Here is a 16,913-nt window from a genome sequence, read left to right as displayed (position 1 = left end):
ATTAAAGGAGCGATGATAAAGCAAAAATTATACGCAATAATACATTAACGGAAAGGAGTCTGGACTGAATGAATGAATTTACTAATAATGTAATTCAAGCATTTAGCGATGCGCAGACGCTTGCTAAAGAAAGACAACAGATTCAAGTTGATATCCCTCATCTATGGTCAGTCTGGATGCAACCTAAACATTTTGTATTTGATTTCTATGAATCACTAGAGATTGATATTAATGAGATGGTACAACTCATTAATCAGGAATTGGATAAGTTACCTGTGAGTCGAGGGAGTGATAGTCAATTCGCTCAACAGCAGACGCCGAGGTACGATCGTTTAATTGAAAGTGCAAAAGAAGAAGCGAAGGAATTGCGCGATGAGATCTGTAGTTCTGAGCATTTTATTCTGGCATTGATGAATCAAAACTATAATCCAATCACAGCATTCTTATTAAAAAATGATATAGATCGTGATCTTATATTAGAAAAACTGAATCGGGTTCGTAAGGGGAAACGAGCAACTTCTGAGAACCAAGAGATGGTATATCACGCATTGGATCAGTATTCAACAAACTTAAATGAACGGTACCAACAAGGTAAGCTTGATAAGATTATTGGACGGGAGCAAGAAATTGAAGAAATTATTCGTGTCTTGTCAAGAAAAGCAAAAAATAATGCTATTTTAATCGGGCTGCCTGGTGTAGGTAAGACAGCGATTGTCGAAGGACTGGTACAAAAGATTGAGCAAGGACTCGTTCCTGATAACTTGAAGGACAAAGTCGTTTATAACTTAGACATGAGCTCACTTGTTGCAGGTGCTAAATATCGAGGTGAATTTGAAGAACGGTTAAAAGCAGTTCTAAATGATGTCCGAGATTCAAATGATAAAATTATTTTGTTCATTGATGAAATTCATACGATTGTAGGGGCAGGTAAGACCGAAGGTTCGATGGATGCAGGAAATATTCTCAAGCCAATGTTAGCTCGGGGTGAGCTTCGCTGTATAGGAGCAACGACTCAAGATGAATATCGGGAGAATATTGAAAAAGACAAAGCCTTAGAACGGCGTTTCCAACGAATTCTTGTTTCAGAGCCAACTCTTGATGAAGCAATCGATATATTATCGGGCGTGAAGGACAGTTATGAAGTATATCATGGAGTTGAGATTACTGAAGATGCCGTCATAGCCGCTGTGAATCTCTCGAATCGTTACATGACCGATCGATTCCTGCCGGATAAGGCCATTGACTTGATGGACGAGGCAAGTGCTGTTCGACATATTCGGATAAAGAGTATGCCGGCACAAATCCAAACATTAAAAGATGAGATCACTCAAGTCAAGATCGAAAAACTAAAACAAGAACAGGGCTTTACAGAAAGCGTTGAAGAAGACTTAAGTCGTAACTTAGATCAATTAAACGCTCGGTTAGATCAGAAAATAAAGCATTGGGAAGTTGAACAAAAGATCATTGAACAGTTACAAGAATTGAATGAAGATAAAATCTATCAATTAAAATTAGCTAAAGAAGCTCAGCTAAAAGGTGAATTAGACGAGTACGTACAGATTACTCAACTACTTCTTCCTAATATTAATAGAAAGATAGAAGCCTTAGAAGAACAACGACTAGCAAATATCGATGAATTATATCTCATTCGACATACAGTGGAAGAGTCAGATATTGCAGAAATTGTTGAGAAACTAACAGGGATTAAAGTCCAAGGGGTTATGGAAAATGAACGACAACGGCTATTGCAATTAGATCAAATTATTAAGCAACGTGTTGTTGGCCAAGATCAAGCTGTAGACAAGGTGGCTCAAGCTATCATCCGGTCTAGAGCGGGCGTTCAAGATCCAAACCATCCAATCGGCTCATTCTTATTCTTAGGTCCTACCGGCGTAGGAAAGACTCAACTTGCTAAATCACTGGCAGATGTCTTGTTCGGTAGTGAGCTAGAGATGGTTCGCTTGGATATGTCAGAATTTATGGAGAAGCATGCTGTAGCCAAATTAGTGGGACCACCTCCAGGTTATATAGGCTATGAAGAAGGGGGACAGCTAACAGAAGCAGTAAGGCACCGACTCTATTCCGTAGTCTTATTCGATGAAATAGAAAAAGCTCATCCAGATGTGTTCAATATTCTCTTACAAGTTCTAGATGAAGGGCGATTAACGGATTCACAGGGGAGAACGATTGACTTTAAAAATACAATCCTAATTATGACGAGTAATATCGGATCACTGAAGTTGCTCGAAGGGTTAGAGCGAGATAAGGAAATATCCGAAAAAGTTCAAAATGAAGTCAAAGATGAACTGAAACATCATTTCCGACCCGAGTTTCTAAATCGAATTGATAATATATTATTATTTAATCCACTGACCTTGGATGATATGTACAGCATAGTTGACTTAATGATTGCTGATTTAGCTCAGCGTTTACATCGTTATCGGATTGATTTAGTTGTATCTGAAGAAGTGAAAGGCTGGATTGCAGAAAATGGTTATGATCCAACACTTGGTGCGAGGCCTCTTCAACGATTTATCGTTGATCAATTGGAAACGCCTCTAGCCAGGGAATTAATAAAACAAGACATTATCTCAGATACTTGGGCATTCGTAAAGCTTAATAACGGTCAATTAAGGTTTAGTTATTTGGAGAAAGAAAATGAATAGTTTTGAAAGCGTTTTAAAAAAGGAGGCAAAGTAATTTGAAGCATTATGATGTATTGGTCATTGGTGCGGGTCCAGGTGGTTATGTTGCAGCGGAAGAAGCAGCTCGTTTGGGTAAGAGTGTCGCGGTAATTGAGCGCCAAGCTATTGGAGGAACATGCTTGAATGTTGGCTGTATCCCGAGTAAAGCTTATTTAGAGCATGCTCACTGGATTGATTCCATAAGTAAAGCACAACAAAATGGTATGCAGGTGGAGTTGAGTGGCGTGGACTTTACTCAACTATACGAGCGAAAAAATAAAGTCATCGCAAGTTTACAAAAAGGGATTCACTCTACATTTAAATCATTAAATATTGATTTTATTGAAGGGGAGGCAATTTATATCTCAAATAATACATTTGAAGTCAATGGCGAAAAAATCACTTATGAAGATGTGTTGTTAGCAACAGGAAGTCAACCATTTATACCACCGATACCTGGGTTAAGTTCACAACCGTATCTAACGACAGATACCTTCTTCTCAATGGAAGTATTACCAGAGAAGTTAGTGATTATTGGCGGTGGCGTCATTGCAGTTGAATTGGCCTTTGCAATGGAAGCACTGGGTGTTGAGGTGACCATGCTTGAAGTTGCCAAAGACATTCTACTCACAGAAGACGAAGATGCAAGAAAAATCATTAAGCAGAAGTTAAAGAACCGGATGACAGTCGAAACGGAAGTGGTTATTAAAAACGTTACAAATAACACCGTTGAACTGGAAGGTGATAAGCAATATACCTATGATCGATTACTCATCGCAACCGGGCGTAAACCGAATATAGACTTAGCTCAAGCGATGAATCTTGAATTTGATGAGCAAGGTAAGTTTATAGCAGTGGATGAATATTATCAAACATCGAAACCCCATGTCTACGCTGTTGGTGACGTGATTGGTGGCTATACACTAGCTCATTCAGCCAGTACAGAAGGAATTAAAGCTGTTCGGGCGATGAATAAGATGAAAGAACGTCCGCTCCTCAATTGTCACGTTCCTAGATCACTCTTTACACATCCTGAAGTGGCGACCTTCGGTCTTTCTGAAGAAGAAGCTAAAGTGCAAGGTTATGACGTTGTAATATCTCAATTGCCATTCGGCTTTAATGGTCGTGCAATTGCAGTCGATCAGACAGAGGGTTTTATTAAGTTAATAGTCGAACGTAAATATGGCGAGATTCTTGGAGCAATTATTTGTGGTCCAGAGGCGACAGAAATATTACATCAAGTACTCACACTAGTAGAAGCAGAAGGTACGATCTATGAACTAGCCTCAACGGTTTACTCACATCCAACAGTTTCTGAACTTGTTCAAGATGTTGCTAAAGTGATTGTAAGAGAAATATAAGGAGGAAGAAATAATGGTTAAAGAAAAATCAATTCCACAATTAGAAGGACGTAGCGAAACGGCGTTAAAAGATTTGGTACAACTAGAGATTCGGACATCAACCAAAGCTGCCGCGGAGGCTGTGACTGCAGATAAAGCGAAAGACATGTATCAGACAATGGAAAATATCCGGAATTTTGAAGACAATGTGAGACGATTCTTCGCACAAGGGATAATTCCAGGATTTGTGCACTTATATGCTGGGGAGGAAGCTGTTGCGACGGGTATTTGCGCTCACTTGACAGATGATGATTATATTACTTCTACTCACCGTGGTCATGGTCATTGTATTGCTAAAGGCGGCGATCTCAACGGTATGATGGCAGAAATCTTTGGTAAAGAGACTGGTTTAGGTAAAGGTAAAGGAGGATCAATGCACATTGCCGATGTGGATAAAGGGATTCTAGGTGCTAACGGAATGGTTGGTGCAGGATTCGGTCTGGCAACTGGTGCAGGAATGAAAATCAAATATAAAAAAGAAGACAATGTAGCAGTTTGTTTCTTTGGAGATGGGGCTTCTAACGAAGGGTTATTCCACGAGTGTTTAAACATGGCTTCAATCTGGAATTTACCTATTATCTTTGTTTGTGAGAATAACTTCTTTGCTGAGTCAACACCACAGTGGTATGCATCGGCTTCGGATACGATAGCTGAAAGAGCGGCAGCTTATGATATGCCAGGTGTTCGTGTAGATGGTAAGGACTTAATGGCTGTATATGAAGTAGCAGGAGAATATATTGAACGCGCTCGTAAAGGAGAAGGCCCTGCTTTAATTGAATGTGTTACATTCCGTAATTATGGTCACTTTGAAGGTGATGAACAAAATTATAAAAACAAAGAAGATGGCTTTGAAAAACGATTAGCGGACACGGATCCTCTGGATATATTTAGAGATTATGCAGTGGAACATGGACTGCTCACACTGGAAGAACTTGATGACATTCGGTCGCAATCAGAAGCTGATATCGAAGCTGCTATTAAGTTTGCAGAAGAGAGTCCACAACCAAGACCTGAATCTTTATATGAAGATGTTTTTGCTGAGTAACCCAAACACAGAAAGGAGACAATACAATGACCAGACAAATTAACTTTATGAATGCAATTAACGAGGCTTTAGACCAAGCAATGGAAAAAGATGAGAATGTTATTCTGTTAGGAGAAGATATTCACGGAGGAACCGCAGTCCCTCACTTGGAAGAGCAGAATGAAGATGCTTGGGGAGGGGTATTTGGAGTTACGAAAGGTTTAGGACCAAAATATGGCTTAGATCGAGTGATTGATACCCCGCTATCCGAGATGGGATATATGGGTGCAGCTGTTGGAATGGCAGCAACTGGCTTAAGACCTGTTCCAGAGTTAATGTTTAATGATTTTATTGGTTTTTCTTTTGACTCATTATTAGGACAAGCTTCAAAAATGCGTTATATGTTTGGAGGCAAAGCCACTGTTCCAATGACTGTTCGAACAAACCATGGTGCCGGAGCTTCAGCCGCAGCACAACACTCAGGGTCTTATTATGGAATGATAGGATCGATTCCAGGTATCAAGTGTGTGGTCCCAGCGACAGCCTATGATGCGAAAGGCTTACTCTTAGCTTCGATTGAAGATAACAATACAGTCGTATTCTTTGAAGATAAAACTCTATATGGACTCAAAGGAGAAGTGCCAGAAGAATATTATACTGTTGAGATTGGAAAAGCAAATGTCGTTCGTGAAGGTGAAGACTTAACGATTGTAACCATTGGAAAGATGTTATATGTGGCTTTAAATGTGGCTGAGACTCTCGAAAAAGATGGAGTATCTGTTGAAGTTATTGATTTACGGACAGTAGCACCTTGGGATCAAGAAACGGTCATTGAATCTGTTAAGAAAACAAATCGTTTAATTGTTATTGATGAAGCAAACCCTCATAACAATACAGCTATAGATATTGCATCGGTTGTAGGACAGAAAGCTTTTGATTATCTTGATGGCCCTATCAAAACCATCTGTGCACCAAATACACCTACACCGTTCGCAACAAATCTAGAAGCACTTTATCTACCAGATGCGGAAAAAGTATTAACAGAAGCAGCTGAATTAATCGATGATCTCAAAGCAAGAGCATAAGGGGGGAGTATAAATGGCAAAAAATATTGTAATGCCTACCTTGGGCTTAACGATGACAGAAGGGACCATTGAAACACTGTATTTCAATGAAGGAGATGCAATAAACACAGGAGATGTGATTGCAGAGATAAGTTCTGAAAAATTATCAAGTCCTGTAGAATCACCCGTCAGTGGTACTATATTGAAAATCAATGTACAAGAAGGGGATGTTCTACCCATTAAAGAAGTTATAGCTATTGTAGGTGAAGAAGGTGAAGAAGTAGCATCAGACGAACAGGATAAGGATGTTCCAGATGTTCCAGAAGAAGCATCTGAAGAAGTTTCAAGTGCTTCAACGAAAGAAGAGACGAGCAGTAAACCACGTAATCAAGGAAGCGATGGTGAGCGAATCTTTGCAACACCTCTTGCTCGTAAGATGGCTGAAGAGAAGGGGATTGATCTCTCGGATGTTAACGGAACGGGTGGCAATCATCGTATTACGCGTCTAGATATTGATAGATATGTACCAAGTGAAAAAGTCGTATCAAGTGTTCAAAGTAAGGATACCGCTACATGGGGTATTGGCTTAAGTGGGATGCGTAAGACGATTGCACAACGAATGATGGAAAGTGTTCAAACAACAGCTCAAGTAACAAACCACAGAAAAGTCGATATAACCAACTTAATGGCTTTCCGCAAAGAGATAAAAGAAAAAGTCTCTCGTCCACTAAATAAAGGTGAATTATCGATTAATACTTTAGTGACAAGAGCGGTGATATTAGCCTTACAAGAAAACAGAGAATTGAATGCTTGGTATCATAATGGAATCCATGAAGTACAAGAAGCTATTCATATTGGTATGGCAACAGACATCGAAGAAGGCCTTGTTGTTCCAGTCATTCGAGAGGCAGATCAAATGACTTTATCTCAACTTGGTTCTACCATCGCAAGCGTTGCTTCACAAGCTCGAAATGGTAGCTTACCAGGAGACTTATATTCAGGATCAACATTCACTATTACGAATCTAGGTGGTGCTAATATTGAGTACTTTACTCCAATCATTAATCTGCCAGAAGTAGCAATACTCGGAGTAGGTACTTTAAGCGATGAACTTGCGTTAGACACTGAAGGAACCGTCACCGTTCATCAAAAATTACCATTAAGCTTAACCTATGATCATCAAATTATTGATGGCGCACCAGCCTCTCGTTTCTTAGAGACAGTATCTGAATACCTTAATGACCCATACAGATTGATGTTATAAAAATAAAAGAGAATAAGCGTAAAGAAAGCAACAGAACTAGCCCAATTTTGTTAGTTCTGTTGCTTTTTGATTGAATGAGGATTGTGAGGTATCCATGGATTTTAATAGTTTTCTCAATGCTTGATAGGGTTTCGATATTGAAGAGGTTTGAGTAATTAGGTACGAAATGACTTACTACTTTAGACAGTTTGGTCCGTGGCGGCGCTTTACGACGCCCCATCTTCTAATTTACAAATATATTAAAGAGGGAGTTATTTCGGATTGTAACGGGAGTAGTGACATGTGGCAATGGATGTATTATAACGGATTTTAATTTAGAGATTGATAGCATAAAAAAATATTATTCGTTTTAGAATTATTAATGAAACCTCTTACAATGAATTATATAAATTTATAGGTGATTATAAATTAACATAGTGAGTTAGGAGCCAAATACTAGCAAGCGCTATCATTTGTGTTATAATAAAAATATATATTATTCTAAGGAGGAATTATTTTATGGCATATCAAACAAAGTATCCCTTTACTAACGAGGTTTTGAAGACATACGAAAATATTTCGGATCAAGAGATTGAGAAACATCTAGAGAATGGTCACAGGTTATACAAACAATGGCGCAAAGAGGGGCAATTAGAAGATAGAAAAGCGGTCTTATATAAAGTAGCTGAAATTTTACGTCGTGATATCGATAAATACGCTGAGATTATGACAAAAGATATGGGTAAATTATTCGAAGAAGCTAAGGGTGAAGTCGAATTATCTGCTTCCATTGCAGAATACTATGCTGATAAGGCTGACGAATTCCTGAAACCAATTCCTTTTGAAACAGATACAGGAGACGCTTATGTCGTGCGCCAAGCAACAGGGGTGATTATGGCAGTGGAGCCATGGAACTTCCCTTACTACCAAATTATGCGCGTATTCGCACCAAACTATGTAGCAGGTAACCCAATGGTTCTTAAGCATGCTTCCATCTGTCCAGGATCTGCTCAAGCTTTTGAAGATTTAGTAAAAGAAGCTGGCGGGCAAGAAGGAGCCTACAAGAACTTATTCGCAGATTATGATCAAGTTGCTAAAGTGATTGCTGATCCACGAGTTTCAGGTGTTTGTCTAACAGGTTCTGAACGTGGGGGAGCAACGATTGCTGAGATTGCCGGGCGTAACTTGAAGAAATCGACCTTAGAACTTGGTGGTAATGATGCATTTATCGTCTTGGATGATGCGAACTTAGATGGCCTAAAAGAATTACTACCAGGCTTACGTTTGAATAATGCCGGGCAAGTGTGTACTTCTTCTAAACGTTTCATCGTGACAGAGAAAAATTACGATGCATTCTTAAAGATATTAGTTGAAAGCTTCAAAGGAGCTAAATGGGGAGATCCAATGGATCCAGAAACAACCTTAGCCCCACTATCATCAGCAAAAGCGAAGGAAGAGGTCTTAGAAAAAATTCAATTAGCAGTTGATAATGGAGCAAAAGTGGTTTATGGTAACGAGCCGATTGACCATCCAGGTAACTTTGTAATGCAAACGATATTGACTGATATTACAAAAGACAACCCAATCTTTAATCAAGAAATCTTTGGTCCCGTAGCTATCGTTCATAAAGTTAAAGATGAAGATGAGGCGGTAGAGTTAGCCAACGATTCTAGTTATGGGCTTGGTGGTTCAGTTTATGGTGAGGATTTAGACCATGCTCGCAAAGTTGCCGAAAAAGTGGAGACAGGGATGTCCTTTATGAACTCCGGTTGGACCTCACTGCCAGAATTGCCATTCGGTGGCGTTAAAAACTCAGGTTATGGTCGCGAATTAAGTGAATTAGGCTTTACTGCTTTCTTAAATGAACATTTAATTTATACACCTAAACAATAAAATACCTTGTAATATAATGGATAGGACTTGTAAACCAGGTCCTATCCCTACTTTTAATCAAGTACTATTTAGAGAGACATCAGTAGAATAATAGGCATACCAAATAATTCTTCAAAAGACTACTTTTTGTAGAAATTTGGCACAATTTAATTAATCATATCGTTTCCCATGTCGTACTAAATAGTGAATAGATCTTAGAAATCAGTCCTTACATCCAATCAGAACGACCTTATGCTTTTTAGTGTGAGGTTGTTTTTTTGGTTTTATATTTTTTAGTGTTGGTGAGAAATCACCCGCACTATTTTTGTATACACAAAAAGCCAGTGATTTCCGCTATGATGTAAGTACGACCAAACACATAAGTAAGGAAATCAACATGGCTTACTTACATTCTACCGCCATCGGCTCAATCGACGTCCCTGGATGTGAAGGTGACCCATCGAAAAGTCCTCACGGTGACGGGGATCTCGATCATCTGCCTCAAGCCTGTTCTCATTGTGGCTGTCTAAATCAAAGTAGTCACGATATCATTCGAAACGGTACGATGAATTCCGTTGTTTTATTGGGACAATACAACTTTCAACCTGTCTATTTAAAGTTAAAGAAACAACGCTATTTGTGTAAACATTGCCGTCGGACCACAGTGGCCGTCACTCCCTTAACTCGTCGGCATTGTTTTATTTCTAATGCGGTGAAGTATGTCATCCTTGAAGAATTAGCTCAGATGCAGTCCATGACCTTCATCGCCCAACACCTGAATGTTTCAACTACAACGGTCATCCGTCAATTAAAAACCTATGGGGACAACCTAAATCCTAAATCCAGTTGCTTACCGTCCCACTTGACGATCGATGAATTTAAATCGGTTAAAAATGTTCCTGGGGCAATGTCGTGTCTGTTAATGAATAACGCGACACATCAAATGGTGGAGATCCTTGAAGGCCGAACTCAACTGTATTTAAGGGCTTATTTCTTACGGCTCTCACTGGAAGAACGGCGGCAGGTAAAAACCATCACCATGGATAGGTATTCCCACACAAGGTGAGAACAGCGTTTCGAACCTTAACTTCCTACGCGTTAGATATTAAAAACAGCTTAACTTATACACTCTCGAATAGCGTTGTGGAAGGCACCGTAAATAAAATCTAGATAATCAAACGATCTGACTAAGGTTATCGCAATTACGGTCACTTAAGGTGTCGTATTTTAATCTCAACCCAACTTCAACAACTTAATGCTGAATCTGTACGCCCATTGTATTTTTGTGACGAAGGGGCTCTATAAAAGAATATCCTCCAATCCAACAGATCGCGAAATAACTTACATCAAAAAATAAGACGATAGAACTAAATCTATCGCCTTAAATATTCACCAACACTATTTGACAAAGAACCAAAGTAAGACTAAAATCTAACCTTTGGGGGTATCATTATATCAAAATTTAATCTACTAACAAAATCGCCTACACTCTCTAAACCCTACTCACTATAATACTTCTGCAATCTCTCAATCGCTATTGCAGTTTTAGCGCGGGTATTGAAGGCGGTCAGTCTAAAGTATCCTTCACCGCTTGGTCCAAATCCTACCCCTGGGGTTCCCACTACTTGAACTTTTTCCAATAACTGATCGAAGAATTCCCAGGATGAGACACCAACTGGCGTTTTAAGCCAAATATAAGGTGCATTGTCGCCACCATAAACGGTTGCACCTACTTCTTTCAAACCTTCCTTGATCATTCGAGCATTTTCCATATAATAGCTAATATTTTCCTCGATTTGTGTCCTGGCAGGTTCTTGGTAACAAGCCCAACCGGCTCTTTGGATGATGTAAGGGACGCCATTGAATTTGGTCGAATGACGGCGGTGCCACATTTGGTTCAAATTCATATTTTGGAAAGTCAGTGCTTTTGGAACGACGGAGTATCCCAAACGTAAGCCAGTAAAACCGGCTTTCTTAGAGAAACTACGGACCTCAATCGCACAACGCTCGGCACCTTCACATTCATAGATGGAATGAGGAATACCGTCTTCTTGAATATAAGCTTCATAAGCTGCATCGAAGAGGATTAAACTTTCATTTTCTAAGGCAAAATCGACCCATTGTTGCAGTTCATCTTTCGTTAGAGTCATCCCAGTCGGGTTATTGGGGTAGCATAAGTAAATGACATCAACTTTCTCAGTAGGGAGGGCAGGTCGGAAGTGATTTTCCGCATGACTTTCTAAATAGACAAGCTCACTCCATTGACCAAGCTCTTCATTCCATTCGCCCAAGCGACCTGTGAGTACATTGCTGTCGATGTAGACAGGGTAGATAGGGTCTCCCATGGCGATGATGCTATCGAGTGCGAATAATTCTTGCAAGTTGGCGATATCACTTTTGGCGCCGTCTGATACAAAGACTTCACTGCTATCCATTGACAGGCCAACTTCTTGATAATCATGTTGGGCTATTGCCTCTCTCAGAAAGTCATAACCGCCTTCAGGGCCATATCCACGAAAAGTATCAGTAGAAGCTTGTTCATCCACCGCTTGATGGAGGGCTTGAATGATTCCTGGAACAAGGGGTTGGGTCACATCCCCGATGCCTAAACGAATAATCTCTTTGTCAGGGTTTAGTTGAGTGTAAGTGTCAATTTTTTGAGCAATGGTTGAGAATAAGTAACTGTCAGAAATTCTTGAATAATTATGATTTGCTTGCATGATAAATCCTCCTAATGTACTTGTGGAAAGTAGTGACCAGTGAATGAAGTGCGGGCAGGGCCTTCCATATAAACATGCCCTGTGTCGCTCCGATCCCATGTGATTGTGAGTGTTCCCCCTAAGAGGTTCAACTTAACCGTCTCTTCAGTAAGGCCATTCAACACCCCGGCGACCGCAACCGCACAGGCGCCGGTTCCGCAAGCCAAAGTCTCGCCACTCCCACGTTCCCACACGCGCATGCTAATTTCTTGCCGGTTGTGAACGTGGGCAAATTCGGTATTGATTTGTTCAGGAAAGCGCGTGTCATATTCAAAGCGAGGTCCAAGTGCTTGTAAGTCCAAGTCTTTGATATTTTCTTGAAAGATAACGAGATGAGGGTTCCCCATCGATACACCAGTCACTGGATAAGCTTGTCCGGCGATTGTAATGGCCTGATTAATCCATTGGTCTTCCTCTGCCGTAATTGGAATCAAGGCCGTGTCGATAATTGCTTGGCCCATATTGACCCGAGCTCCTGTGACTTCACCTTGATCATTGAAAATGAGCTGGACGGTTTTGACGCCACTTAGTGTCTCAATCTCAATCGATTCTTGATCCCAAAGGCCATTATCGTAGATAAATTTGGCTAAACAACGGATGCCATTGCCGCACATCCGACCTTCGCTGCCATCTAGGTTGAACATCCGCATCTGGAAATCTGCCTTATTAGATGGGCGAAGCACGATGAGACCATCACTACCAATGCCAAAGTGTCGTTCACTTACTTGAATTGCTAATTCTGCTAGATCTTCAATCTCTTCCTTTAAGTCATTAATATAAACATAGTCATTGCCAATTCCTTCCATTTTTGTAAAGGGAATGGCCTTTTTATTTGTTAATTTTGTCATAACACTCTCTCCTTAATTTAGTGAATAAAAAATAGGACCACGAACAAAAGTCCATGATCCTTCCAGTAGAAGAGTGGTATACTTTTGCCCGGTAATTGCTTGCACAATCAGCTTAACTGGCAGTTAAGTTGAACAGTTAGCCACCTATTATGATGACTAACCAACGATAATTCGTTTCGGCGATATCCCTCCAGACCCATAAGTCCTCATGTCAACCGCGCCTCGCACAAAACCTTTTTTATAGAGTAACATTGATACTAATTGACGTCAACTAATTACTAATCATGTTTTAATAATTAGTAAAATATTGTTCAATTTCCCATGGTGAGACATATTTGGCATATTCCTCGTACTCTTTTGTTTTGGCTTTAATAAAGCTAGTAGAGATATGAGGCCCTAAAGCATCCAAGATTGGGTCTGAAGCTTTCAATTCATGTATGGCTTCTTGTAATGAACCCGGCAAGCTTGTAATCCCTTGGTCAAGACGCTCGCGAGCGGTCATGCTGTAGATGTTGCAATCAACCGGAGCCGGTGCTTCGAGTTCTTCTCTAATACCTTTTAATCCAGCGCTAAGAATCGTCGCTAGAGCAAGATAAGGATTGGCCGATGGATCGACACTCCTTAATTCAACACGGGTTGAGTTGCCACGAGCTGCTGGAATACGAATTAATGGGGAGCGATTTTTCTCGCTCCAAGCCACATAGACTGGGGCCTCGTAGCCAGGGACCAGTCGTTTATAGGAGTTCACGGTTGGGTTGCAGACGGCAGTAAAGGCCGGTGCGTACTCCATCAGACCTGCAATAAAATGCTTGGCTGTCTTAGATAAGCCAGACCGCGTACTTTCATCGTAGAAAGAATTACCACTTTCAGTAAAGAGTGACATATTAAAGTGCATACCAGAACCATTGATGCCAAAAAGCGGTTTCGGCATAAACGTAGCATGAAGATGATGGCGTCGAGCTACGGTCTTAACAATGAGCTTGAAAGTTTGAATATTATCGCAAGCCGTCACCGCATCAGCGTATTTCCAGTCGATCTCATGTTGCCCATCGGCCACTTCGTGATGACTAGCTTCAATCTCGAAGCCAAGAGCTTCTAGTTCTAGAACAATATCACGGCGACAGTTCTCCGCCAAATCTGTCGGCGCTAAGTCAAAGTAACCACCGTGATCATTCAATGTCATCGTTGGATTCCCTTCTTCATCTAACTTGAATAAGAAAAACTCTGCTTCGGGGCCTAAGTAAAAGTCAGAGAAGCCGAGTTCTTCCATCTCTTCCAGAACACGTTTCAAGTTGCTTCTAGGATCCCCTGAGAATAGCTCACGAGATGATGACTCAACGTCACAGATCAGACGAGCAATGCGCTTAGTATCATCGCTTGCAATATTCCAATCAAAAATCAGCCAAGTTTGTAAGTCAGGTACCAAGTACATATCACTCTCTTCGATTCGTACAAAGCCTTCTATTGATGAACCATCAAAGGTCATATTGTTGTCTAAAGCTTTACTTAATTGAGACAGAGGAATTTCTACGTTTTTTATCGTGCCTAAGATGTCGGTAAACATTAAGCGGATAAATTTTACATTATTTTCTTTCGCATCTGCCATAATTCGTTCTTTTGTCCAAGTCGTCGTCATATAAAACCCTCCAATAAAATATTAATAATATTATTTAGTATTGTTAGATTATATCCATAAAAAATACACAAAACAAGTCAGTTATGACGGATGGTGTTATAAAATATAACGCGAAAAAAGGCTGTTTTGATAATGTTAACCAAAATTAGGATAACATCGTTATATAATATAACAAAAAACATAGGTGTATTTAATTGAGAAAATTAATTGATAAATCGCATAAAACTAATCATTAATTGCCTCAACTAATTACAAGTGTAAGGATTGAAAATAATAAAATTAAGGAGAAAAAAAGTTTTTTTGTTAAAAGGATATAAAATTGTCAGAAGATGGGGGTAAGGTATGGATTAGCTTATGCAGACTAGATTGGTAAGTCGATATTTATAAGGTGGTTGAAGAAGATTTTGGGATATTGGATGATGCGCAATGAAGATATTTAGTTTTTTGTTAATATGTAATTAACGTGTACCTTGGTTATCAGATTAAAGGAGTGCTTATTATGAGTAGGAGTGCACGTAAATATCCTAGAAATAAATCCAATTGTAGAAAATGAAGACAGTTTTAAATCTTCGCTTACACCGGAGATTTACTGGAGTTGAATTTGGTGCACTTGTTTTATCTAAAGTTGAGTATAAGAGAGTGAATGCTTCTTATAAAATTAGTGATACTTCTCTAACCTTTTTCATTGGCGTATTGTATTCAACCAACTATTCTTGTAATAAAAGGTCTTGTCCACTTATACAATGGAGCTAGATGAAAAAGGTGAGGTCATCTTTCGAGAAGTAGGAACCTGTATTTTAAGGTACATCACAAGGTAAGTATTAAATGTTTTGATCGCTCGCCGTCGAAAACTTCGAAGATTCGATATTCTAAAGGAACACAAGAATATGAGCGGTCTATTGCTTGGCCTAAAGATTCTTTGTGGAATTAAGTCGAAGTGGGAAGAGAGCAGATTTATAGTGCCTAAAAGGTGATTAAATTATATGAAGAGTTTATGATATGCTCCCTCTAAAGTAGACACTTAAAAAAGTAAACTACTTTAGGGGGATTTTTTATGTACTCAAATATGAAGCATACAGTGGCTGAACTGGAATTTTATATTCTTCAATATTTAGAGGGTATGACTTTTCCTATGTTGAAGAATTTAGGACTACAGTATGAGAATACATACTTTTTATTTGAAGTGAGGCTCTATCAACAACATGGCATTGATAGCCTTCAACCACCGAATGAGAATCAACACTATTTATCGGAATTTAGAGAACAAGTGGCACAAGAACATCTGATCGATAAGATATCCATCTATGAACTGGCAATTAAATATAATATTCCATCTGGGAAAACGATTCGTAGCTGGATTCTTAAGTATACTAATGGTGGGGAGTCTCAATCCTACAATTCAAAGCCAGAGGTGTATCTGATGAAAGGGAAAAAAACGACTTACGAAGAAAAAGCCTAAAAAGTAAACTGGCTGTGCCAAGCATTAAAAGTGAGCCAATCGAGCTTTTATAAATAGTTAAAACGTCAACCATCACATACAGAATTGCGCTTAAAAAAATTAATGGCATTCATTCAAGAAGCACATGGAACATTTAATGGAATTTATGGCTATCGTCGTATGACTATTTATTTAAATCACTTCCAACAAGCCGCCGTTAATCATAAGTGTGTCTAGCACTTAATGAAATGGATGGGCATCCAAACCTATATAAAGAAAAGACGAATCTAAAGATTCGCCTTAACCATTTTTATTATTTACTTGTCTACTTGACAGGGGGCAGTTCATATTGAGTTTGGTTGGGGGCTTTGATAATCTAAGTTGCTGTCCAGGTCATTAGCCATTCTTTCTCGTGAGTTTCTTCATCTAAGCACTCCTCAATAAATTGAAAACCATGCCTTTTATAAAATTGTATCGCCTGCGAATTGCGTGAATAAACAGAAAGTGTCAAAGATTTGTGTTGGCTTTTTAAATAAGTCAACAACAGGCTTCCTATGCCTTTGTGGCGACTCTCCTTCTCAATAGAAATACCCGCAATATAGTCTCCCGTCATACCAATAAAGCCTAACAGTCGGTTGTCTTCTTGATAAAGCACCATATTCGCCTCATGAAAAGCTGAAAGCACATCATCATAATGACTGGTCCAATAGGCTGGGTCAACAAAATCATGCACTTCCAAATTCACAATTAACCACAAATCAGCGACAGCCTTTATTACATCAGGATCCTTGTCTACTAAATTTATAAGCATCGGGTGACCTCCTTTAAATGACTAATAAGAAAAAGTCTAACAGAATACGCAAAGAGTCGCAATTGATAATCAAAGAAGGATGAGAAAAAGATAGAGCCTATGCTACAATAGCCATAAGTAAAAAGAAGGGTGCG

The 16,913-nt window shown here is 39.4% G+C and carries 13 protein-coding genes; 9 read left to right on the top strand and 4 right to left on the bottom strand.

The features are described 5' to 3' along the window. Positions 1 to 68: 68 nt before the first annotated feature. The 7 genes from ACEN4N_RS01055 to ACEN4N_RS01025 all read left to right on the top strand — a co-directional run bounded on the left by ACEN4N_RS01055 (position 69) and on the right by ACEN4N_RS01025 (position 10,353). Entirely contained in the window at positions 69 to 2,666 is a 2,598-nt protein-coding gene (locus ACEN4N_RS01055) for an ATP-dependent Clp protease ATP-binding subunit (RefSeq protein ID WP_407093529.1), read from the top strand. Positions 2,667 to 2,701: 35 nt separating this feature from the next. Next, positions 2,702 to 4,045 carry a dihydrolipoyl dehydrogenase gene (gene lpdA / locus ACEN4N_RS01050; protein WP_407093528.1) on the top strand — a complete coding sequence of 448 codons (1,344 nt, stop codon included), beginning with the start codon at positions 2,702 to 2,704 and terminating at the stop codon, positions 4,043 to 4,045. Between the two features lie 13 nt (positions 4,046 to 4,058). Next, positions 4,059 to 5,129 carry a thiamine pyrophosphate-dependent dehydrogenase E1 component subunit alpha gene (locus ACEN4N_RS01045; RefSeq protein WP_138405293.1) on the top strand — a complete coding sequence of 357 codons (1,071 nt, stop codon included), beginning with the start codon at positions 4,059 to 4,061 and terminating at the stop codon, positions 5,127 to 5,129. Positions 5,130 to 5,155: 26 nt separating this feature from the next. Then, the gene (locus tag ACEN4N_RS01040; protein WP_407093527.1) at positions 5,156 to 6,193 is read left to right on the top strand and encodes an alpha-ketoacid dehydrogenase subunit beta; all 1,038 of its coding nucleotides are present in this window, start codon (positions 5,156 to 5,158) and stop codon (positions 6,191 to 6,193) included. A gap of 13 nt (positions 6,194 to 6,206) precedes the next feature. Then, positions 6,207 to 7,436: a dihydrolipoamide acetyltransferase family protein gene (locus ACEN4N_RS01035; protein WP_197105125.1), complete on the top strand. Its 1,230-nt coding sequence runs from the start codon at positions 6,207 to 6,209 to the stop codon at positions 7,434 to 7,436. Between the two features lie 498 nt (positions 7,437 to 7,934). Continuing rightward, positions 7,935 to 9,308 (top strand): NAD-dependent succinate-semialdehyde dehydrogenase, encoded by a 1,374-nt coding sequence (locus ACEN4N_RS01030; protein WP_407093526.1) that lies wholly within the window; start codon positions 7,935 to 7,937, stop codon positions 9,306 to 9,308. 304 nt (positions 9,309 to 9,612) lie between these two features. Continuing rightward, the gene (locus ACEN4N_RS01025; RefSeq protein ID WP_407093525.1) at positions 9,613 to 10,353 is read left to right on the top strand and encodes a helix-turn-helix domain-containing protein; all 741 of its coding nucleotides are present in this window, start codon (positions 9,613 to 9,615) and stop codon (positions 10,351 to 10,353) included. A gap of 433 nt (positions 10,354 to 10,786) precedes the next feature. On the opposite strand, the gene ACEN4N_RS01020 is transcribed toward ACEN4N_RS01025, so the two are convergent. From ACEN4N_RS01020 to glnA, 3 genes are all read right to left on the bottom strand, one after another. Further along, on the bottom strand, positions 10,787 to 12,007 hold the full coding sequence (locus ACEN4N_RS01020; RefSeq protein WP_407093524.1) for an LL-diaminopimelate aminotransferase: 1,221 nt from the start codon (positions 12,005 to 12,007) through the stop codon (positions 10,787 to 10,789). Between the two features lie 11 nt (positions 12,008 to 12,018). Beyond that, entirely contained in the window at positions 12,019 to 12,894 is an 876-nt protein-coding gene (dapF, locus tag ACEN4N_RS01015; RefSeq protein ID WP_407093523.1) for a diaminopimelate epimerase, read from the bottom strand. Positions 12,895 to 13,183: 289 nt separating this feature from the next. Further along, on the bottom strand, positions 13,184 to 14,530 hold the full coding sequence (glnA, locus tag ACEN4N_RS01010) for a type I glutamate--ammonia ligase (RefSeq protein ID WP_407093522.1): 1,347 nt from the start codon (positions 14,528 to 14,530) through the stop codon (positions 13,184 to 13,186). A gap of 1,054 nt (positions 14,531 to 15,584) precedes the next feature. On the opposite strand from glnA, the gene ACEN4N_RS01005 reads away from it, so the two are divergent. Further along, positions 15,585 to 15,989 carry a hypothetical protein gene (locus ACEN4N_RS01005; protein WP_407093521.1) on the top strand — a complete coding sequence of 135 codons (405 nt, stop codon included), beginning with the start codon at positions 15,585 to 15,587 and terminating at the stop codon, positions 15,987 to 15,989. A gap of 102 nt (positions 15,990 to 16,091) precedes the next feature. Further along, positions 16,092 to 16,205: a transposase gene (locus tag ACEN4N_RS01000; protein ID WP_407093520.1), complete on the top strand. Its 114-nt coding sequence runs from the start codon at positions 16,092 to 16,094 to the stop codon at positions 16,203 to 16,205. 139 nt (positions 16,206 to 16,344) lie between these two features. On the opposite strand, the gene ACEN4N_RS00995 is transcribed toward ACEN4N_RS01000, so the two are convergent. Next, positions 16,345 to 16,779 carry a GNAT family N-acetyltransferase gene (locus tag ACEN4N_RS00995; protein WP_407093519.1) on the bottom strand — a complete coding sequence of 145 codons (435 nt, stop codon included), beginning with the start codon at positions 16,777 to 16,779 and terminating at the stop codon, positions 16,345 to 16,347. Positions 16,780 to 16,913 lie beyond the last annotated feature (134 nt).

Source organism: Ruoffia sp. FAM 20857, from assembly GCF_045528645.1.
GTDB lineage: Bacteria > Bacillota > Bacilli > Lactobacillales > Aerococcaceae > Ruoffia > Ruoffia halotolerans.
The sequence above is the reverse complement of the archived record's forward strand: the minus strand, read 5'-3'. Positions and strand labels throughout refer to the sequence as shown.

Coding starts and splice junctions, on each gene's coding strand:
- ACEN4N_RS01055 (WP_407093529.1), top strand. CDS start 69: ATGAATGAATTTACTAATAATGTAATTCAAGCATTTAGCGATGCGCAG.
- ACEN4N_RS01045 (WP_138405293.1), top strand. CDS start 4,059: ATGGTTAAAGAAAAATCAATTCCACAATTAGAAGGACGTAGCGAAACG.
- ACEN4N_RS01040 (WP_407093527.1), top strand. CDS start 5,156: ATGACCAGACAAATTAACTTTATGAATGCAATTAACGAGGCTTTAGAC.
- ACEN4N_RS01035 (WP_197105125.1), top strand. CDS start 6,207: ATGGCAAAAAATATTGTAATGCCTACCTTGGGCTTAACGATGACAGAA.
- ACEN4N_RS01030 (WP_407093526.1), top strand. CDS start 7,935: ATGGCATATCAAACAAAGTATCCCTTTACTAACGAGGTTTTGAAGACA.
- ACEN4N_RS01020 (WP_407093524.1), bottom strand. CDS start 12,007: ATGCAAGCAAATCATAATTATTCAAGAATTTCTGACAGTTACTTATTC.
- dapF (WP_407093523.1), bottom strand. CDS start 12,894: ATGACAAAATTAACAAATAAAAAGGCCATTCCCTTTACAAAAATGGAA.
- glnA (WP_407093522.1), bottom strand. CDS start 14,530: ATGACGACGACTTGGACAAAAGAACGAATTATGGCAGATGCGAAAGAA.
- ACEN4N_RS01005 (WP_407093521.1), top strand. CDS start 15,585: ATGTACTCAAATATGAAGCATACAGTGGCTGAACTGGAATTTTATATT.
- ACEN4N_RS01000 (WP_407093520.1), top strand. CDS start 16,092: ATGGCATTCATTCAAGAAGCACATGGAACATTTAATGGAATTTATGGC.
- ACEN4N_RS00995 (WP_407093519.1), bottom strand. CDS start 16,779: ATGCTTATAAATTTAGTAGACAAGGATCCTGATGTAATAAAGGCTGTC.